The sequence below is a fragment of the Pseudomonas sp. SK genome (genome assembly GCF_012975065.1).
GTDB classification, from domain to species: Bacteria; Pseudomonadota; Gammaproteobacteria; order Pseudomonadales; family Pseudomonadaceae; genus Aquipseudomonas; species Aquipseudomonas anuradhapurensis.
Genome location: NZ_CP051857.1, coordinates 5,239,843 through 5,260,199, shown reverse-complemented (window position 1 = coordinate 5,260,199; position 20,357 = coordinate 5,239,843). Strand labels below are relative to the sequence as shown.

At 63.6% G+C, this 20,357-nt stretch carries 11 protein-coding genes; all 11 read right to left on the bottom strand.

The annotated features are described in order from the left end of the window. Positions 1–38: 38 nt before the first annotated feature. Complete coding sequence (gene trxC / locus HG549_RS23905) at positions 39–473, bottom strand: thioredoxin TrxC (protein WP_170033348.1); 435 nt, start codon at positions 471–473, stop codon at positions 39–41. A gap of 126 nt (positions 474–599) precedes the next feature. Next, positions 600–2,060: a protein adenylyltransferase SelO gene (gene selO / locus HG549_RS23900; protein WP_170033346.1), complete on the bottom strand. Its 1,461-nt coding sequence runs from the start codon at positions 2,058–2,060 to the stop codon at positions 600–602. 180 nt (positions 2,061–2,240) lie between these two features. Continuing rightward, positions 2,241–5,549 carry a mechanosensitive channel MscK gene (gene mscK / locus HG549_RS23895; protein ID WP_170033344.1) on the bottom strand — a complete coding sequence of 1,103 codons (3,309 nt, stop codon included), beginning with the start codon at positions 5,547–5,549 and terminating at the stop codon, positions 2,241–2,243. 33 nt (positions 5,550–5,582) lie between these two features. Continuing rightward, the gene (locus HG549_RS23890; RefSeq protein WP_170034328.1) at positions 5,583–7,325 is read right to left on the bottom strand and encodes a potassium/proton antiporter; all 1,743 of its coding nucleotides are present in this window, start codon (positions 7,323–7,325) and stop codon (positions 5,583–5,585) included. A gap of 186 nt (positions 7,326–7,511) precedes the next feature. After that, entirely contained in the window at positions 7,512–8,576 is a 1,065-nt protein-coding gene (locus HG549_RS23885; protein WP_170033342.1) for a 3-deoxy-7-phosphoheptulonate synthase, read from the bottom strand. Between the two features lie 210 nt (positions 8,577–8,786). Next, the gene (thrS, locus tag HG549_RS23880; RefSeq protein WP_170033340.1) at positions 8,787–10,697 is read right to left on the bottom strand and encodes a threonine--tRNA ligase; all 1,911 of its coding nucleotides are present in this window, start codon (positions 10,695–10,697) and stop codon (positions 8,787–8,789) included. Between the two features lie 90 nt (positions 10,698–10,787). Beyond that, positions 10,788–12,197, bottom strand: coding sequence for a chorismate-binding protein (locus HG549_RS23875; protein ID WP_170033337.1), 1,410 nt, complete (start codon positions 12,195–12,197; stop codon positions 10,788–10,790). Beyond that, entirely contained in the window at positions 12,194–12,835 is a 642-nt protein-coding gene (locus HG549_RS23870) for a hypothetical protein (RefSeq protein ID WP_170033335.1), read from the bottom strand. Before HG549_RS23870 ends, HG549_RS23875 begins: the two co-directional genes overlap by 4 nt. A 114-nt stretch (positions 12,836–12,949) precedes the next feature. Next, positions 12,950–13,720, bottom strand: coding sequence for a 2,3-dihydro-2,3-dihydroxybenzoate dehydrogenase (locus HG549_RS23865; protein WP_170033333.1), 771 nt, complete (start codon positions 13,718–13,720; stop codon positions 12,950–12,952). Continuing rightward, positions 13,717–14,604: an isochorismatase family protein gene (locus HG549_RS23860; RefSeq protein ID WP_170033331.1), complete on the bottom strand. Its 888-nt coding sequence runs from the start codon at positions 14,602–14,604 to the stop codon at positions 13,717–13,719. Before HG549_RS23860 ends, HG549_RS23865 begins: the two co-directional genes overlap by 4 nt. 30 nt (positions 14,605–14,634) lie before the next feature. Next, positions 14,635–20,331 (bottom strand): amino acid adenylation domain-containing protein, encoded by a 5,697-nt coding sequence (locus HG549_RS25895; RefSeq protein ID WP_178118830.1) that lies wholly within the window; start codon positions 20,329–20,331, stop codon positions 14,635–14,637. Positions 20,332–20,357 lie beyond the last annotated feature (26 nt).

Sequence of the window (20,357 nt, the reverse complement as noted above, 5' to 3'; positions counted from 1 at the left end):
CGATATGAAGATGCTCATTACCCTATCCCAACGGAGCTCTAAACCCCCTGGCTACGCAGCCATTCCAGCAACGACTGGAGTGGAAACGCCCCGGCCTGGCGGCTGATCTCACGGCCGTTCTTGAACAGGATCAGGCTGGGAATCGAGCGGATGCCCAGTTGTCCGGCGAGGTTGCGGTTGGCCTCGCTGTCGAGCTTGGCCAGGCGGCAGCGGCCGCTTAGCTGGCGCGCGGCCTGTTCGAAGGTGGGAGCAAACGCCTTGCACGGGCCGCACCAGTCGGCCCAGACGTCGACCAGCAGCGGCAGGTCGCCCTTGATCTGGCTGGCATAGCTCGCTTCGGTGAGCACGAAAGGGGCGTTGAGCAGCACATCCTGTTTGCAGCGGCCGCATTTCGGGGCGTCGCCCAGCCGCTCGGCAGGCAGGCGGTTGAGACCGTTGCAGTGGGGGCAGGGGATTACCAGTGGCTCGGACATGTCGTTTCCTTGAGATTTTGGGGCTGCTTTGCAGCCCATCGCGGCACAAGGCCGCAGCTGCAAGGATACGCGTATGCCTGTAGGAGCGGCCTTGTGTCGCGATGGGCCGCAAAGCGGCCCCAGGATTCATGATGAACAGCTGATTTCCAGGTGCTTGCCCCACTCCGGCGGCCGTTCGGCGTAGGCCTGCATCCCGGCTTGCTCTTCAAATGGCTTGCTCAGCACCTGATGCAACCGTCGTACTTCACTGTAGTCCCCCGCTTGCGCCGCTTCGATGGCTTTCTGCGCCAGGTAGTTGCGCAGCACGTACAGCGGGTTTACCGCATGCATCCGTGCCCGACGCCCTTCGGCATTTCCGGCTTCGCGCTCGCAGCGGGCCAGGTAGTCGGCCGCCCAGGCATCGAAACCGGCCAGGTCGATGAAGTCGTCGCGCACCACCTTCAGCGCTTCGGCTAGCGGCTTGTCACCCAGCTTGCGGAAGAACAGGTTGTAGTCCACGCCGCCGCTCTGCATGCGCTGCAACAGGCGCTCGACCAACGCCATGTCGTCGTCCTCGGCAGTGGTCAGGCCCAGGCGGCGGCGCATCAGGTCGAGGTAATGGGCCTGGTAAAGCGGCAGGAACAGCCCCAGTGCCTCCTTCAGCGGTTCCACTTCGATCACGGTGGTCAGTGCCTGGGCCAGAGCACTGAGGTTCCAGTGAGCAATCGGTACCTGGTTGGCATAGCTGTAGCGGCCACGGTCGTCGGAGTGGTTGCAGATGAAGTTGGCGTCGAAATCGTCCAGGAATGCATAAGGGCCGAAGTCGAAGGTGATGCCGAGAATCGACATGTTGTCGGTGTTCATCACGCCGTGGCAGAAGCCGTAGGCCTGCCAGCGGGCAATCAGCTCGGCGTTGCGCTCGACGATGCTGCGGAACATGGCCAGGTAGGGCTGCTCGGCATCACGGCATTCGGGATAGTGCTGGTCCAGCACGTGGTCGATCAGCACGCGCTGCTGCTCGGGCTGTTTGGTGTAGTAGAAGTATTCGAAGTGGCCGAAACGCACGTGGCTGTGCGCCAGGCGGGTAAGCATGGCCGCGCTTTCACGGGTTTCACGCCACACCGGGGTGCTGGAGCCGATGACGCACAGTGCCCGGCTGGTGGCGATGCCCAGGGCGTGCAGCGCTTCCGAGGCGAGGAACTCGCGGATCGATGAGCGCAGCACGGCGCGGCCGTCACCCATGCGCGAATAGGGCGTCTGGCCGGCGCCCTTGAGGTGCAGGTCCCAGTGCTCGCCGGCGTCGTTGAGTACTTCGGCCAGCAGCAGGCCGCGGCCATCACCCAGCCGGGGGTTGTACGAGCCGAACTGGTGGCCGGAATAGACCATCGCCCGTGGGTCGGCCTGGTCCCACAACTTGTGGCCGCTGAACAGCTCGGCGAACAGGGGCAGTTCGGCCTGCGCTGGGTCGAGGTCGAGCAGGGCCATGGCCGACTCGCTCGCTACCACCAGGCGTGGCTCGGCGATGGGATCGGGGAGCACCTGGGTGGAGAACGCGTCGCCCAGGCGAGCGAAGCGGTTGTCGAAGGTGAGTTGGTCGAGGGCTTTCACGGGCTGCTCCTGGAAGTCGGTGCCATTGGGGCCGCGTTGCGGCCCATCGCCGGCAAGCCAGCGCCCAGCGAAGGTGTGTGGAGCCTGAGAGCAACACAGTTCTGGTGGGCGCTGGCTTGCCGGCGAACGAGGGCGAGGCCCTCGCAGGCATTCTGGGCGTTCATGCCCTATGGAGTCCACTTACACCGGCTGAGTGCCATCCGATTTTGGCTGCTCCACCGGCACCAGCTGTTGCTTGCCGCCTTTCTGGTCCATCAGGAACACCTCGACCTGGCGCACCGAGATCTTGATGTTGTGCGCCTTGAACTCGCGGTTGATGTAGCGGTTGATTTCGTCCAGCGTCGGGTTGCGGTCGCCCAAGTCGCGTACGTGCATGCGCAGTTCATGGTCGAGCGAGCTTTCGCCGAAGTTGAGGAAGTACACGATCGGCTCCGGGTCCTTGAGTACCCGTGGGTTCTCATGGGCGCCCTTGAGCAGCAGCTCGCGCACCAGGTCCAGGTCGGAGCCGTAGTCGATGCCCAGTTTCAATGTCACCCGGGTGACCGTGTCGGTCAGCGACCAGTTGATCAGCTGGCCGGTGATGAAGGTCTTGTTGGGGACGATGATGTCCTTGCGGTCGAAATCGGTGATGGTGGTGGCGCGGATGCGGATCTTGCTCACCGTGCCCGAGAGGTTGCCGATGGTGATGGTGTCGCCGATGCGCACCGGGCGTTCGAACAGGATCATGATGCCGGAAATGAAGTTGGCGAAGATCTCCTGCATGCCGAAGCCCAGGCCCACCGACAACGCGGCTACCAGCCACTGCAGCTTGTCCCAGCTGACCCCCAGGGTCGACAGGGTGCTGACGATGCCGACGCCGACGATGGTGTACGACAACAGCGTGGTGGTGGCGTAGGCGCTGCCCTGGGCCAGGTTCAGGCGTGACAGTACCAGGACTTCCAGCAGGCCCGGCAAGTTGCCGGCTAGGGCAAAGGTAATGCCGACGATGACCAGCGCGCCGAGCATGTCGCCGAGGCTGATCGGTACCATGCTGGCGGCGGCGCCGGTGCCGCTGGTGTATTCGTAGAGGACGAAGTTGTTGAGGTAGGCGAACACCGAGATCAGGTCCGACCACACCCAGTACAAACCGGCGATGAAGCCGCCGAGCAGGGCCAGGCGGATCAGGCGCAGCGACTGCTGGTTGACCTGTTCGATGTCCAGGGTCGGCTCTTCGGTGATGACTTCGCCATCCAGCCCCTCCTTGGCTGCCGCCCGCTTGCTCAGCGCGCGTTGGTAGGCCAGGCGCCGTGCCGCCACCGACAGGCCGCGCACGAACGCGGCCTCGATCACCAGCCAGAACAGCAGCAGGTAGAGGGTGTAGATCAGCCGGTCGGTGAGTTTCAGCGCGGTGTAGTAATAGCCGAAGCACACCGCCACGAACAGGGCGATGGGCAGCGCAGTGAAGGCTACGCCCACGGCCTTGCGGAACAGCGAGGTGTCGCGGTGTGCCGGGCTGCTGAGCAGCAGGCGGCTGAGCAGCCAGGCCATCAAGGCATAGCAGGTCAGCACCACGCCGATGCCCAGCACGTCGTCGGCCAGGGCCGATGGCTGATGCTCGGCCACAGCCACTACCCCGACCAGCGCCAGCACCACGGTGCCGAGGCGGCGTACCCAGCCGCGCAGGAACTCGACTTGCGGCTTGTGCCAGCGGAAGTGGATTTCCGCCACGCCGCCGGGGGCAAGGATGCGGTAGGCGGTGTAGAACACCAGCCAGGCCTGCGCCAGTTGCCAGAGGGCGGCGCCGAGGTTGGCGTTCTGCCCCCGGGCGTCGATCTGCAGGGCATAGCTGCACAGGGCCAGGCCCAGGCTGACCGGCATCGCCAGCAGGATATTGATGAGCAGCGCCTGGGGCGTATGCCACTGGCTGTCGCGGCGGAAATGGCCGATGTCCTGGTGCACCTTGCCCAACCGCTGGTACAGGTATTTGCGCCGCCACAGCAGGGCGCCGATCACCAGCAACAGCGGCAGGAACAGCAACGGGCGTTGGCTCAAGCCGTCGGCCAGTTCCTTCAGGCCCGAGCCCCACGGCAAGTTGGCGACCTGATCAGCCAGGCGCTCCGGTACGTAGCGCAGCCAGTCCCAGTCCAGCGGCTTGTTGCTGGGGATCCAGAACATCTGCTCGTCAAGGGTGGTCCGCAGGCTCTGGGCGGTGGCCAGCAACTGCTTCTGGTTGAGCTGCAAGGTGATCGATTCGTTGAGCAGCGCCGACAGCTCGCGGTTCAGCCGCTCCAGCAGGTCGCTGCGGGTGATGGCCACTTCCAGCAGGGCTTTGCGTAGCTGCGGCGTCACCTCTTCCTGCGGCTGGGCGGCCAGCAGCTTGTCGACGTAGGTGACCGGGTTGTTCATCTGCTCGCGTTGCTGATTGACCTCGAACTGGTACAGCCGGGTATCGGCGATCTGGTCAGCGAGGTCGCGGTCCAGCTTCAGGTGCGGCAGGGTCTGCTTCTGCTTGTAGAGGATCTTGGACAGCAGCAGGCTGCCCTTGAGCACGTTGATCTGTTCGTCCAGCGCCTGGTCGGCCTGGGTCAGGCTGTCCAGTTGCTGCTTGGTACGCAGGTTCTGCTGGGTCAGTTCGTTGAGCCGATCGGTGCTTTTGAGCAGGTAGTCGGAGAGCTTGAGGTTGGCCGCGCTTTCGGTCGCCAGCAGGCTGCTGCCGCCGGCTTTCTGGGCCTCGATCGACTGCTGGGTGACCGCTTCCTGGGACTGGGCCAGGCGCTTGTCGTTGATCAGGGTTTGCAGGTCCTGGATCTCCTGCTCCATACGCGCGGCGCGTTCGATCAGCAGGTCGTGGCGGGCGTTGCCGAGGTCTTGCAGCAGGCTGTTGCCGGCCAGCTCCTGGCGGCGCAGCAGGGTCAGGGCGTTGAGCGAGGCCAGTTCGGCATTGAGCTGGTTACGCTGGTCGGCGTTGATCGGTTTGCCCGCATCCTTGCCGGTCTTGAGAATGCTGTTGATCTGCTGGGTACGCGCCTGGGCGTTGCTGATTTCCGCCTGGGCACGTTCCGGGCGGGTTTGCGAATTGATGATCAGGCTGTTGGCTTCGGACAGCGCCTTCTGCAGCTCGCCCTGCTGGGTGCTGCGTTCGCTGAGCATCTGTTCCAGTTGCGGCACGCTAAGGCTGGCGTAGCGCTGCGCCACCGGCTGTGGCTTGCTTTCCTTGAGCCTGGCCAGTTCATGCTGGCTGTCGCTGGTTTCTTTCGGGGCCCCGGCCAACTGCTGCTTGAGCGCGGCGAGCTTCTTGTCGTTGTCTTCCTTGCTGGCGAGCAGGCTGAGGGTTTGCTCCAGTACCTGCTGCAGGGCCTTCTGCTCGGCCTCGGGCAGCTTGCGCTCGGCGATCTTGTCGAGGCTGTTCTGGATACTGGCGGTGGTCGGGGCTTCTGCCGCAGTGGCTGCAAAAGAGAGAGACAGGCACAGCCCGAGCAGGGCTGTGCGGAGATACGCGCGCAGGGACATAGGCAGGCTACTTGTGAATCAGGCAAACGAAGTTTAGAGGAACAATCCTGGTCCGGGTCGCGTTCCTTCGGGGAATCTGACGCCTACTTTCTGAATCTTGTTCCCGTCCATGGTGGCCACGGTCCAGATCGTGCCATGCCATTCGACCTGGTCACCTACTACTGGAGCGCCTCCGACCTTCTGTCGGATGAATTGCGCCAACGGCATTTTCGCATCCAGGCCATCGAGTTTCAGGCCGTACAGCGCCGCCACCGCACCCAGCTCGGCATCGCCTTCGAGTACGAAGTCGCCGAAGAAACGCAAGTCCAGGCCGCGTTGCGGCGCCTGGCTGAACAGTTTGCCCAGGGCTGGCAGGTTGTGCTCGTGGCCGATCACGCAAAGCATGTCGCCGACTTCCAGCACGGTGCTGCCCGACGGGTGCAGCAGTTGCTCGCCCCGGAACAGTGCGGCGATGCGCGTGCCTTCGGGCATTTTCAGCTCGCGCAGGGCGGCGCCGATGCACCATTTTTCCGCACCCAGGCGGTAGACGAACAGTTCCCACTCGCTGGTCAGGTGAACTTCCAGCGCAGAGCGGGAGATCGGCGCCGGGTCGGGCGGTACGGTCACTTTCAATAGCTTGGCCATCCACGGCAGGCTGGTGCCTTGCACCAGCAGCGACACCAGCACGATGAAGAATGCCAAGTTGAAGAACAGCTGGGCATCCGGCAGGCCGGCCATCAACGGGAATACCGCCAGGATGATCGGTACCGCACCGCGCAGGCCAACCCAGGAAATGAAGCCCTTTTCACGGCCATGGAAGGCCTTGAACGGCAGCAGGCTGGCGACCACCGACAGCGGTCGCGCCACCAGGATCATCCACAACGCCAGGCCCAGTGCAGGCAGGGCGATGGGCAGCAAATCGTGCGGGGTGACCAGCAAGCCCAGCACCAGGAACATGCCGATCTGCGCCAGCCAGGCCATGCCATCGAGCATGTGCAGGATGCCGTGGCGGCTGCGGATCGGCTTGTTGCCCAGCACCAGGCCGCACAGGTAGACGGCAAGGAAGCCACTGCCGTGCAGGGCGTTGGTCAGCGAGAACACCACCAGGCCGCCAGCGATGACCAGGATCGGGTACAGGCCGCCTGCCAGGTTGATGCGGTTGACCAGCTGCAGCATCAGCCAGCCACCGCCCAGGCCCAGCAGCCCACCAATGCCGAACTCGCGCAGCAGGTGGGTGAGCAGGCTCCAGTGCAGGCCGGTCTGGCCGCTGGCGATCATGTCGATGAGGGTGACGGTGAGGAACACGGCCATCGGGTCGTTGCTGCCCGATTCGATTTCCAGGGTCGCGGTCACCCGCTCGTTCAGGCCTTTGCCACCGAGCAGCGAGAACACCGCCGCGGCGTCGGTGGAGCCGACGATGGCGCCGATCAGCAGGCCCTGGATCAGGCTTAGGTCGAACAGCCAGGCGGCGACCATGCCGGTGAGGGCGGTGGTGATCATCACCCCGACGGTGGCCAGCGACAGCGCCGGCCACAGGGCCACGCGGAAGCTCGCAACCCGTGTACGCAGGCCGCCGTCGAGCAGGATCACGGCCAGTGCCAGGTTGCCCACCAGGTAGGCGGTCGGGTAGTTGTTGAAGATGATGCCGCCACCATCGACACCGGCGATCATGCCGACCGCAAGGATGATGACCAGGATAGGGATGCCCAGGCGCGACGACAGCGAGCTGACCAGGATACTTGCGCCCACCAGCAATGCGCCGATCAGAAACAGGCTGTTGATGGTGCTGGCATCCAAAGGCAGGTACTCCGGGGTGGCGCGGGAAGATGACTTGACTCGCAAGTCGCGTGCCAATCGATTCTAACCTGATGAATTGGCAGCATGTAAAGCGATTATGCACACGGAGAAAAGGCACCGCTGTGGGTGCCTTGAGGGATGCCGACAAGTGTACCTCTGGCAGCGCATGGCTGCGCAGTGGCCTGGTCAGGCCAGATCGGCGGCGCGGCGCAAGAGCGTGGCAGTCTCGTCCCAGCCGAGGCAGCCGTCGGTGATGGAAACGCCATAGCGCAGATGCGTCGACAGGTCCTGTCGACCCGGGTTCAGATTGCTCTCCAGCATGATGCCGAAAAGATCATGATTGCCCGCACGTCGCTGTGCCAGTACTTCCTCCAGGACTTGCGGTTGGCGGGCATAATCCTTGCCGCTGTTGGCGTGGCTGCAATCGACCAGTAAACGCGGGGCAACGCCTGCCGCCACCAGTTGGGCTCGCGCCTGCGCGACCGCCTCCACATGGTGATTGGCGCCGTTGCGCCCGCCTCGCAAAACCAGGTGGCCGTCGGTGTTGCCGATACTGCTGATCAGCGCCGGGCGACCGCGCACGTCAATGCCAAAGTAGCGGTGCGGGTGGGCGGCGCTGCAAATGGCATCGCAGGCCACGCCCAGGCTGCCATCGGTGCCATTCTTGAACCCGACGGGAACATCAAGGCCGCTGACAAGCTCACGGTGAATCTGCGATTCGCTGGTCCTGGCGCCTATCGCGACCCAGCTGAGCAGGTCGCTGAAGTAATGGGCGGCCATGGGTTGCAGCATCTCGTTGGCCAGCGGCAGGCCGAGCCCGACCAATTCGAGCATCAGCGACCTGGAAAGCTCCAGCCCAGCCTGCATGTCGTCGCTGCCATTGAGATCCGGGTCATACATGAGACCCTTCCAGCCGACGGTGGTGCGTGGTTTTTCCACATAGGCGCGCATAACAATCAGCAGGCGGTCTTGCAGCTCGTTTGCGAGGTCAGCCAGCCTGCCGCCATACTCTACAGCTGCCGGCCCATGATGCAGCGAACAAGGGCCGGCAATCACCAGCAAGCGTGGATCGTTACCATGGACAATCTCCCGGATTTGCTGGCGCTGCCAGTGGACCTGTTGCGCCAGCTGGCCGTCCAGTGGCAGTGCGGCTCTCAGCGCGTAGGCGCTGGGCAGTGTCTGGATGACGGACTCCACGGCCGTGGCTGCAGAGTCGAGAGAGGGCGAACGCGAAAGGGCAATGGTGCTCATGTCTGACATCCTGGTTGTCGTTCTAAACAGGCACGGCCAGGCCGCGCATGCGAATGGCTGCGAGGCAGGGTGCGAGGGGGGAGATGGACTTGACGCGTTATCGGGTTCGGACTTTGGGCATTGCGACCTCCAGTGTTCAGCATCCATTCCAAACAGGTCATGCCTGGGTTGGCCACGGGCTCTGTACCTTCCGAGCCCGTGGCGGCAGGGTCAATCCACCAGGGTGTCCCGCGCCAGCAGTTCGGCGAAGTCGTCGATGCTGAGCGTGCCGAGGTCGTCGCCGGCACGGCTGCGCACGGCGAGTGTGCCGCTGTCTTTCTCGCGGTCACCGATTACCAGCAGGTACGGCACGCGCTGCAGCGTGCTTTCGCGGATCTTGTAGCCGATCTTCTCGTTGCGCAGGTCAGCCTCGACCCGCAGGCCGCGTTCGCGTAATTGCTGGCGAACCTGCTCGGCGTAACCGTTCTGTGCATCCGTCACGGTCAGCAACATGGCCTGGACCGGTGCCAGCCAGGTGGGGAAGACTCCAGCATGGTGCTCGATGAGGATGCCAATGAAGCGCTCGAGCGAGCCGACAATTGCCCGGTGCAGCATTACCGGGCGACGGCGTTGCGAGTGTTCGTCGACATACTCGGCACCCAGGCGGTCGGGCATGTGATAGTCAACCTGGATGGTGCCTACCTGCCATTCGCGGCCGATTGCATCGCGCAGGTGGTATTCGATCTTGGGGCTGTAGAAGGCCCCTTCCCCTGGCAGCTCTTCCCAGGTCACGCCACAGGCGGACAATGCCGAACGCAGCTGGTTTTCGGCCTTGTCCCAGACCTCGTCGCTGCCCAGGCGCTTTCCGGGTTCGGGACGCAGGGCGATCTTCACCGCCACGTCCTCGAAACCGAATGCTCGGTAGACCTTCTGAGCCTGGTGGTGGAAGGTGCTAATTTCCGATTCGATCTGCTGCTCGGTGCAGAAGATATGCCCGTCGTCCTGGGTAAAGGCGCGCACCCGCATGATGCCGTGCAGGGCCCCCGAGGGCTCATTGCGGTGGCAACCGCCGAATTCGCCATAGCGAATCGGCAGCTCGCGGTGGCTGCGCAGGCCGAACTTGAAAATCTGAATATGCCCTGGGCAGTTCATGGGCTTGAGGGCGTATTGGCGGTTTTCCGATTCGGTGACGAACATGTTCTCCTTGTAGTTGTCCCAGTGTCCCGAGCGGCGCCACAGCGAGCTGTCCACCACCTGTGGAGAGCGCACCTCCTGGTAACCGCTGTCGCGATAGACCTTGCGCATATATTGTTCTACCGTCTGCCAGATCGCCCAGCCCTTGGGGTGCCAGAACACCATGCCTGGCGCCTCTTCCTGTTGATGGAACAGGTCGTACTGCTTGGCCAGCTTACGGTGGTCGCGCTTCTCCGCTTCCTCCAACTGCGACAGGTAAGCCTTGAGCTGCTTGTCGTTCAACCAGGCAGTGCCATAGATGCGGCTGAGCATTGCGTTGCTGGAGTCACCGCGCCAGTAGGCACCGGCCACCTTCATCAGCTTGAATGCCCCAAGCTTGCCGGTATCAGGCACATGAGGCCCGCGGCAAAGGTCAGTGAACTCTCCCTGCTGGTACACCGAAAGGGTTTCGCCGGCCGGAATGTCCTCGATGATCTTCACCTTGTACGACTCGCCCAGGCTGGTGAATAGATCGATGGCCTGCTGGCGCGGCAGCTCCCGACGTTGTATCTGCAGTGCGCTTTCGACGATCCGGTGCATCTCCGCCTCGATCAACGGCAGATCATCCTGGTTGAAAGGGCGTTCGGCCACGAAGTCGTAGTAGAAACCATTGTCGATCACCGGGCCGATGGTGACCTGGGTACCTGGGTAGAGGCGCTGCACGGCTTGTGCCATCAGGTGTGCAGTGGAATGGCGGATGACTTCCAGTGCCTCCTCGCTTTTGCTTGTGACGATCTCGACCGTGGTATTGCCAGTCAGCATGTATGAGGCGTCAACCAGGCGCCCGTCGACCTTTGCCGCGAGTGTTGCGGCCGCCAGGCCACTGCCGATGGACATTGCCAGTTGCTGGACGTTGAGCGGCTCCGGGAATTCCTTGCGACTGCCATCCGGTAGAGCGATAGAGATCATGTTGTTTGCTGCCCGTGTAGTTTGACGTTGGCGCCAAGGCACCGGTGTAGAGAACCTTGCTCGTTCCTGTGCAAGGGTTTTGCAACGTTATCACCCTTCATATGACCAAGCGCCATTTTGCAGGTACGGTTTCATCTTGTTGCTGGTCTCCAGCCATTCGCGATATGGATCGCTGGCCTTGACGATGCCGCTGCCGGCAAAGATGTGCACCTGCGCTGCGGTTACCTTGGCGGTTCTGATCGCCAGCGCGAAGTTGCACCGGCTCGCCAGGGTGAGGTAACCCAGGCCACCAGTGAAAAACTCCCGATCGATGTACTCGAAACGGCGGATGCGCTCGCCGCTCACGCCCAGCGGCTTGCCCCAGATGGTCGCAGGAGGGTAGACGGCCGCCAGCGCATCGAACACGTTCGAACCACTCGCCAGTTCGCCTTCGATGCGGCTCTTGAGATGCTGTACATACCCCAGGTCGATGACATTTCGGGATTCGCACACATCGAGTGAACCCGGTCGGCAGACCTGCTGAAGTTGTTCGAGGAACAGCTGGGCGGCTGTTTCGTGCTCTTCCAGTTCCTTGCTGTCCGACAGCAGTTCCTGGCGATAGCGGTCGCGCTTAAGTGCCTCGTCAGAGCTCTTTCGGGTTCCCGCCAGCGGCTCCACGACCACCTTGCTGCCATCAGTGCGTATCAGGGTCTCCGGTGAGATGCCAATCCACGCCGGTCCGCTGTCCCAGCGGAACAGGTATTCGTAGTGCGGGTTGGGCCGCGGTGCGACCTGATCGAGCAAGTGCAGTGGGTCCACCGGCTCGCTCATGCTCAAGCGGACTTCACGGCCTATCACCACCTTGTCCGCTTCGCTTGTGGCCATCTCGCCGAGCAGGTCGAGCAGGTTGTCGACATAGTTGCTGCACGGAGGGATCAGCTCGCAGCGGCTGACTGCGGGCAATACCGGGTAGGTGTGCGGAGCCAGTTGGGCCACGATACGTGCGATCTGTGCGCACAGCTCGGCATTGAAGGTCGCCCCGCTGATACGCCCAGGCTCCACCCACAGGAACAGGGTCGGCAGGGTCATGATCAGTGGCTCGTGCAAACGTTCGGGATGCGTGGCGCAGCGCCAGCCACCCAGCAGGGGGACGTCGCGAGGCAGGCCAGCCAGGGCTGGCGAGCTGCTGCTCACGGTCTTCCAGAATTGCGCCACGCCCTTGAACAGCTGTTCGTGAAACGACTGCTGGTCGTCCATGTGTAGCGTATCGCGGCATAGCACGCGGTCGTGGTCGAGCCAGTCGATACGAAGTGCCTGCGGTTCGCACGTCGCACGAAGACGATATTGGTTGCCGAGACCCACCAGCGAGCGGTCATGCCCATCGGTATGTTCGCTGAACACGCAACTGAACTGCTCGGCAAGTTCGGGGAAGGCACGACTCATTTCGGCGAGCAGAGCCGTGCCAGCGTCGTGTACGCCGAGCGCAGGCGTTGGCAGGGGAAAGTCGAAGTGGCTGATCATGCGCAAATTGGCTCCTTGAATGCCTGGGCCAGATGGCTGCAGAGCTGCAGTTCCCGTTCGAAGTCGGTCGGGGCTGGCAGTGGCGGCACGGCCGCGGCGTAGTTCGCAGCCTGCCAGCGGTGCACCAGGCCGTGCGGGCGGCTGCCTGGTTGTATGGCGCTGCGTATGTTGCGCAAATTGTCACCAGGGTCGAACAGCCAAAGGCTGCCGTCGTGTCGCGGCGGGGTATCACACAGCAGCAGCGCAGTCCCGTGCGGCTGCGCCGGGTTGGTCTCGGCAACCCGCTGGGCGATTTGTGCCGGGCTGAGCCCGTGCACCGCCAAGGCAAGCGGCAGGGCCAATGTTTGCGGCCAGGCTGGCTGCAGCTGGTTGTCGAACAGCCTGAGCTGGCTACCCGCTCCAGGGTAGCCAGCCGTGATGGCCAGGTAGCTCTCGCTCAGGCCTTGCAGCTCGTGTGCCTGCGACGGGGTGGCGTGCAGGATCGTCAACACCGGGCCACCGGTCATCCACTGCAGGTAACGACGCAAGCGCTGGCTGGTCATCTCGAGCGCCTGGCGATCGACGCGCGCTTTGGTTGGCAGCTCGATCCACTGAATGAGGGCCTCACCTGCCAGGACTTTACCCAGAAGTTGGCCCATTGGTTCGCTGCAGGCCCTGCCTGGTGCCGTTTGCGCGTTTGCGGACGCAGACCTGGCAAGGGACGAAATCGTGAAATTCATGGCAATCTGCCTCGCAATATCCATGACGTGCACTCAACCAAAGGTGGCGCCGCCGTCCATGACCAGGTTTTGCAGGGTGATGTGGTTGGCATCGTCCGACAGCAGGAAAGCGATACCGGCAGCGATGTCCTGGGGTTCGGCGATCTTGCCAAGCGGGATGCCGATGCGATGCAGGCCGAGGTCGCCCTCGACCATGCGCCGGTCCAGGGTTTCGTCGTGGCCGGCCAGTTGGTGCAACATCGGGGTACGGGTAGAGCCGGGCGATACCACATTGCAGCGCACACCTTGCCTGCCGAGCTCCAGGCCCATGCATCGGGTGAGCATGGCCACGGCGGCTTTCGAGGCGCAGTATCCGCTCAGGTTCACCCGCGGCGTGGTAGCGGCGTTGGATGCAACGCTGACGATGGCCCCACGGTGTCTTGCCAACATGCAGCGGGCCACGGACTGCGATACATGGAAGGTGCCGTGCACGTTGATCTCGAACAGCCGCAGCCAGGCCTGCGCCGACAACTGTTCGAAGGGCCCTGCCTCCATGACGCCTGCGGCATTGACCAGACCGTCGAGTGGATATTGCTCGTCGATGCGGCTGACCAGGCTCGTGATGTGCTCGCGGTCGGTGATGTCGGCCGCATGAAGCTTGACCTTGTCCGAGCGCAGTTCCGCCGTGAGTGCCTCCAGGCCAGAACTGTCGCAGTCCAGGGCGATCACCGTGGCGCCCTCGGCCAGCAGGCGCCCGGCCACTGCGGCACCAATACCACTCGCAGCACCCGTTACCATGACGGATTTTCCGGCGAAACGCTTCATACCGAGGCTCCACTGGCTTGTACCTGCAGGCGCAGCTCAATCAGCTGTACCCAGGCGCGGATGCTGCGGCGCTCGAGCAGTTCCAGAAAGCTCACCGGCAGGCCTGCCTGTTGCCATTGCTCGAACAGCATCAGCAGGCGCACTGAGTCCAGGCCCAGTTCGACCGGGTCGTCCATTTCCGCAACGCGCTCCAGGGGTAGCGCCAGGCAGCGGGCGATATCGCCGGGAATATCGTGGGCCACCTGTGCCGGGGCAAGGGCATCAAGCAACTGCTGCGTCGACAGCACTACGCTCGAACAGTGGGCCATGTGCTCGAGTGCCAGTTGATGACGTTCCAGGGAAAAGTCACCCAGGGCATCGGCTACCACGAATGGCTGGATGTCCGCCATGAAGGCATCGGTGGCGGTGGTCAGGCAACCAATGTGTGCGTAGACCCCGCAGATGATCAACTGGTCGCGCCCCGCCAGTTGCAGTCGTTCGAGCAAGTCGGAGCGGGCGAAGGCGCTGTAGCGGTGCTTGACCAGCATGACGTCACGCTGAGGGTCGGGCGCCAGGCCGGCGACGATGCCAGGGCTGACACCATCCTCGGCCAGCCCCGGGCCCCAAAAGTCGCACAACAGACCGCGCGATTCGACCTGCTGGTTACCGGGCTGGGCTGTGTAGAACACCGGGATACCGAGGTCGTGGCATGTAGAACGCAGGGCCTGGATGCGCTGTACCAGGGCGTCGACGAAAGCTTGCGAGGCATAGGGCTTGAGAAAGTGGTTCTGCATGTCATGGATCAACAGTGCCGCCCGTTCGGGGGTCGGCGTCCAGGGCAGCGCTGGCCGGTTCAGCATGATGTGGCTCGGAACCTGGTAAAGCTCGATCTGTGGAATTGCCATCGGAATATCCTTGAGAGCGTAAAGGGCGGGTCACGCCGCGTATTGGTGGCGCAGCACCTTTTTGTCGGTCTTGCCCAGGGTGGTCTTGGGCAGGCTCGCCAGCCAATGGAACTGGTCGGGGATGCGCTGTGCTGCGACGCCGCGTGCCTGCAGATGAGCCTTGAGCGAATCGGTGTCGCAGCCCAAGCCGGGGGCGGCGACCAGCACTGCGCAGGAGCGCTCGCCCAGGTGCGGATCGGGTACGCCGATCACCGCCGCTTCCAACACCCCGGGGTGGGCCAGCAGGTGGCCCTCGATTTCCTCGGCGGCAATTTTTTCGCCGCCGCGATTGACCTGGTCTTTGTGGCGGCCAGTGACGACGAGGCAGCCGTCCTCACGCAGGCGGACCACATCGCCGGTTCGATAGAAACCATCGGCGGTGAAGGCTCGGGCGTTGTGCTCAGGCGCGTCGAGATAGCCGCGAATGGTGTACGGCCCACGTACCAGCAGATGCCCCGGTTGTCCGACGACGACCGGCTGGTCGTCATCATCGACCACCAGGATTTCGTCCAGCGGGCTCATCGGCCGTCCTTGGGTGTGCAGTCGCTGGTCAAGGTCGCCAGCCAGGTCGGTATAGCAAACCAGTCCTTCGGACATGCCATAGACTTGCTGCAAGGTGAATGCGAAGCTGTCACTCAAACGCGCCGCAACGTCATCGCTCAGACGGGCGCCGCCAACTTGCAGGAAGCGCAGGCTGGTGAGGTCGTGCTGGCGTGGCGCGTGCAACCAGGCTTGTGCCAGGCTCGGGACCAGGGCGGTGAAAGTGACCGCTTCGCGGGCAATGCTGGCAAAGCAGGCTGAGCCGCTGGGGTCGGCCTGCATCACTACCCGGCCGCCGGCGAGCAGGGTGCCGATGAAGCCGGGAGAACTCAGGGTGAAGTTGTGCCCTGCCGGCAGCACGCACAGGTAGACGCTTTGCGGGCTCAACTGGCAAATCTTCGCACTGGCACGGATGCTGTAGAGATAATCGTCGTGCCGACGCAGGATCAGCTTGGGCATGGCGGTGCTGCCACCGGACAGCGTGATCAACGCCGGTGCGCGGCTGTCGCGGGGCGGTACCGGCAGGTCCCGGCCGTACAAGCTAGCGTAGGGCGTGAACTCTGCCGCATCGCCCAGCACGATCACATGACGAACCGGGCCGGCAAGGTTGTGCAGTTCACGGGCGATATCCCGATAGTCGAAACCGACGGCGTGGTCCTTGATCATGTAGGCCACGGCCTTGCTGGCCTGGACGATGTGGGTGATCTCGTTGCGCCGGTCGGTGGGCAAGGCGAATACCGGGACCACGCCCAGGCGGAACAGTGCGAAGGTGGTCTCGATGAACTCCAGCACATTGGGCAGCTGCACCACCATGCGGTCGCCCGGGCGCAGCCCCAGGCGGGTGAAGCCATCGGCGAGCTGGTTGCAGCGGCGGTCAAGTTCTGCGTAAGTGATGCGGCGTTCCCCGTCTACCACCGCGACCTGCCCTGGGGTCAGGCGGGCATGCTGGGCAATGCAGGCATCAAGGGTTTCACCGGTCCAGGCGCCTTGCTGACGGTAGTAGCGCTCGAAGCGCTCCGGCCAGTACGGCGCGTCCAGACCTGGCAGTTGGGGCGGCTCTGGCTGGGCGTGGTTGTGCAGGTGGTCGAGGCAATGCTGGCGCGAGGCGGGGCCGAACGCCACTTGCCAGCCAGCCGGCAACGGGCTGAAGCTTGGCCACAGCGAAGGCTGCAAGGCACCGTTGCGCAGTAGCAGGAATTGGCCATGCGCGGCGTCGAACGGGTTGTGGAAGTCACGCAGCACATGCTGTGCCCGCCGTGCCTGGGGCTTCGCCAGCGCCGCGTTGTGGCGCAACAGCACTTGGGCGAGCGCCTCCGGCTGTTCGCTGACGAAATAGTGGCCGCCGCCTTCGATCACATCCAGAGACACCTTCGGGCTGTAGGCCTGCCAGTCGAGATAGCGGCTGGCGTAGTCCGGAGTCAATGGGTCGGCGCTGCCTACGATCACATGAATAGGTGCGCGCAAGGTGCCGTGGCCCCTGGCTTCGTTGCTGAAGAATGCAGCGGTCTGGCCGGCATCGTGCTTGGTCATTCGGGCAATGGCGGCCAGGCTTTGCGCGTCCGGAACCTCCTTGAACCCTCCCAACTCCTGCAGGAAACCGATGATCTGCTCGCCCGAGCGCTGCGCCACCTGGTGTTCGACCTCGTGAGGCTGTAGGTCCAGCAGCATGCCGCCGATGGTCAACCCGCGCAGATCGGCGCCGGCCTGCTCCAGGCGACGGCTGATGTCCAGCGCCAGCGCATTGCCGGCGCAGTGCCCGTAGACCAGCAACGGCCCTTGCACCTTGGCCAGTACCTCGGCAACGACACCGGCGGCGATCGTGGTGTTGTCCGCGAACGGTTCGTCGGCGCGCACCACATCGTGGCCTGGCAGGCGCACGCACAGGTAATTGAACGAGGTGCCCAACTGCTCGACCAGCTGCCGATAGGCAAACACGTTACCGCCAGCGAATGGCACCAGTAACAAGGTGGCTCGGTCGGCACGAGCGCTGGCCCCCATGGCCTGTGTCCAGCTGGTTTCGGCTGCGCCCATGCCGTTGTGCCGCAGGTAGTCGGCGCAGCCGCGGGGTGTTGGCTGTTCGAACAGTTGCAGTACGGGCAGGCCCATGTCACGGCACAGACCGATGGCCTTGATCGAGTCGCCACCGATGCTGAAGAAGTCGTCATCCATGCCGATGCGTTGTACATCCAGATGCGACGACCAATGGGCTAGCACCTGCTCGTCAAGGCTGTCTCTTGGCGGTTCCAGGTGGCGGGTGGCGTTCGACTCGATGGCCGGCAGCGCGCGACGATCGAGCTTGCCGTTGGCGGTCATGGCAAATGCCTGTTGGACGCCGATCGCTGCGGGCACCATGTACGCCGGCAGGTTGGCGCGCAAATGATCGCGTAATGCTTCGCTGTCCACATCCGCGGTTGCATAACCCGGTGCCGGCACCACGTGGGCGATCAGTCGTGGGTCGTTGGCTCGGTCATTGACTACCAGGGCCACGGCATTGGAAACCGATGCATGAGCCCGCAGGCAGCTTTCGATCTCACCCAGTTCAATGCGGTATCCGCGCAGCTTGACCTGCTGGTCGGCACGCCCGATGTATTCAAGCTCGCCGGCGGCCAGGCGAATTGCAACATCGCCACTGCGGTACATGCGTTGTCCCGCAGCGCCGAACGGATCGGCGACGAACCGCGTGGCATCCAGTTCAGGACGGGCCAGGTAACCCTCGGCCAAGCCTTCACCACGGACATACATTTCGCCTTGCGCCCCTTCCGGCACAGGTTGCAGGGCATCATCCAGGACCAGGATATCCATGTCGGCGTAGGGCCGGCCTATCAGGCTGCCGGCATTGGCTAGCACCTGCTCGCGGGAAATGAAGCGGTGGCAGGTGTTGATGGTGGTCTCGGTGATGCCGTACAGGTTCAGCAACTGCGTGTTTGCCGGCCGCGGCAGATCGAACCATGGGGCCAGGCGGCCCAGGTCGAGTGGCTCGCCGCCGAAGCATTGGTATCGCAGCTTCATGCGTGCAACCAGCTCGGGATGATCAGCTTCGGCTTCCATGAACCGGTAGAACGCGGAGGGGATCTGGCCGAACACGGTGACTTGCTCACGTACCACAAGATCCAGCAAGGCATGAGGGTCGCGGGTGGTGGCTACCGGCACGATCACCAGGCGCCCACCATGCAGCAGGGCGCCCCACATTTCCCAGACAGAGGCGTCGAACATATAGGCGTGGCAGGCTGTCCAGACGTCGCTGTTGCGGTAGTCGAACCAGGGGTGTGTACTGCTGAACAGTCGCACCACGTTATGGTGGCTGATGCAGACGCCCTTGGGTTTGCCGGTGGAACCTGAGGTGTAGATGATGTAGGCCCTGTCGTGCGGTTGCGGGCCGCACGCCGGGGGCCGATCCGTAGCGTCTTGCAGCGCCTGCAGGGTGGCTTGGGCATCAATGCTCAGCAGTTGGCTTTCCGCTTGCAGGCCGCAGGCTTTCGTCGCAGTGTTCTCGCCGCATAGCATGAAGTCTGCGGCGCATTCTTCAATAATCCCGGCCAGGCGTTCTTGCGGCGCATCGGGGTCCAAAGGCACATAGGCCGCACCACATTTGAGTACGGCCAGGATGGCCACTATCGTTTCCAGCGAACGCTCCAGCAACAGGGCAACGGTGCGCTGCGGCGAAGCCGTGCGGGACGGCAGGCGTGCTTTGAGCAGGTGTGCCAGGCGGTTGGCCTGGTTGTCCAGCTCCCTGTAGCTCAATGAGCGTTCGCCCAAGGTCAGTGCGGTGGCATCGGGCGTGGTGCCAACCCAATGAGCGAAGCCGTCGAGCAGTGTCGATTGTGCCTGGCCGGTTGGTTGTGGTGCTGGGCAGACCTGGTAAGGGTAGGCGGCAAGCTGGCCGAGCGGGCGCTCGACGTCGGTGGCGAATGCCTCGATGAATGCGAGGAAACGCTCCACATGGGTGCCTAGCGCCTTGCCATCGTACAGATCAGGGTTGGCCATACCGCATACCCGCAGCCCCTGGCCCGGGACGGGTTGAACCAGCAGCGACAGATCGTCGGCTGCGCCGGCACTGAGCACTTCGACTTCACCGGCAAGCGGGCCGAACACCAGTGCAGGCGAATAGATGTCGATATTGATCTGAGGCCCGGTCAGGCGGCGTCCATCACCCAGCAGGTTGCAATCGCGGCGGATATCCTCGGCCCGGTAGCGCTGGTGTTCGCGCATGCTGGCGAGCGCCTTGGCTGTGGCTGTTACCAGTTCGCCAACGCGTGTCCATGGGTCGATTTGCAGCTGCAAAGGCAGCACGTTGGCCAAGGTGCAAGGAACATCATGCGCCTGTGTGTGCAGGCGGTTCATCATCGGAATACCAACGACCACGTCCCGCTGGCCGGTACTGCGACCGATGAACGCGCCGAAGGCAGCGATCAGTACCTGCAGCCAGTGGCTCTGCGATTGGCTGGCGCACTCACGCAAACGTTGGAAGGCCGCTTCGGACAACAGGCCGCGGTGCAGCAAGGCTTGCCGGGTCGGCAGCTTGACCTGTGGATTGAGGCTGGCCACGGTCAGGCTGCTGTCGACCTGCTGCTGCCAGTAGTCGCGGTCGCGAGCGAAGTCGGGTGATGCCTGGTAAGCCTGTTCCGCTTCCAGCACCTTGTGCAGCGCGCCCAGTGGCGCTGCGTTGACGGAATGGCCAGCCTGTTCGCTGTACAACGCCGCCCAGCGCTTGAGGAACAAGCCAAGTCCGACACCGTCCAAGGCGATGTGATGGCTCTTCACGTACAACCAGTCAGGCTGTCCGGCGATACGCACCAGGCTTGCCTGCAGCAGCGGGCCCTGCCCCAGGTCAATGGCGAGCGCCAGGTCGCTGGCCAGCCACTGGCGTGCCAGGCTTTCGCTGGCAAAGGCGTGCTCGGCTAGCGAGTACTCGGATGTGGCGATGATCTGCTGCTGTACCTGCCCATGCGCCTCGTGGACTTGTGCGCGCAGGCCGATGCTCTCGCCCATCACCTGATTCAGGGCAACCGCCAGGTGCTGCGCGTCCACCTTGCCGTCGAAGCGCAGCAGGCTGGCAATGTTGTACGCGGCGCTGTCGCTGGCCAACTGCTGCCCGAGCCAGATTGAGCGCTGGGCGGCAGTAAGCGGGAGTGAGGTGGCGACTTCCATTTCAAACGACTCCATTCTGTGACCGG

What these genes read in the sequence shown, in the direction of transcription:
- HG549_RS23875 (WP_170033337.1), bottom strand. Translation starts at nt 12,197, where the DNA reads ATGATCAGCCACTTCGACTTTCCCCTGCCAACGCCTGCGCTCGGCGTA.
- thrS (WP_170033340.1), bottom strand. Translation starts at nt 10,697, where the DNA reads ATGATCTCTATCGCTCTACCGGATGGCAGTCGCAAGGAATTCCCGGAG.
- trxC (WP_170033348.1), bottom strand. Translation starts at nt 473, where the DNA reads ATGTCCGAGCCACTGGTAATCCCCTGCCCCCACTGCAACGGTCTCAAC.
- HG549_RS23870 (WP_170033335.1), bottom strand. Translation starts at nt 12,835, where the DNA reads ATGGGCCAACTTCTGGGTAAAGTCCTGGCAGGTGAGGCCCTCATTCAG.
- HG549_RS23885 (WP_170033342.1), bottom strand. Translation starts at nt 8,576, where the DNA reads ATGAGCACCATTGCCCTTTCGCGTTCGCCCTCTCTCGACTCTGCAGCC.
- HG549_RS25895 (WP_178118830.1), bottom strand. Translation starts at nt 20,331, where the DNA reads ATGGAAGTCGCCACCTCACTCCCGCTTACTGCCGCCCAGCGCTCAATC.
- HG549_RS23865 (WP_170033333.1), bottom strand. Translation starts at nt 13,720, where the DNA reads ATGAAGCGTTTCGCCGGAAAATCCGTCATGGTAACGGGTGCTGCGAGT.
- HG549_RS23860 (WP_170033331.1), bottom strand. Translation starts at nt 14,604, where the DNA reads ATGGCAATTCCACAGATCGAGCTTTACCAGGTTCCGAGCCACATCATG.
- mscK (WP_170033344.1), bottom strand. Translation starts at nt 5,549, where the DNA reads ATGTCCCTGCGCGCGTATCTCCGCACAGCCCTGCTCGGGCTGTGCCTG.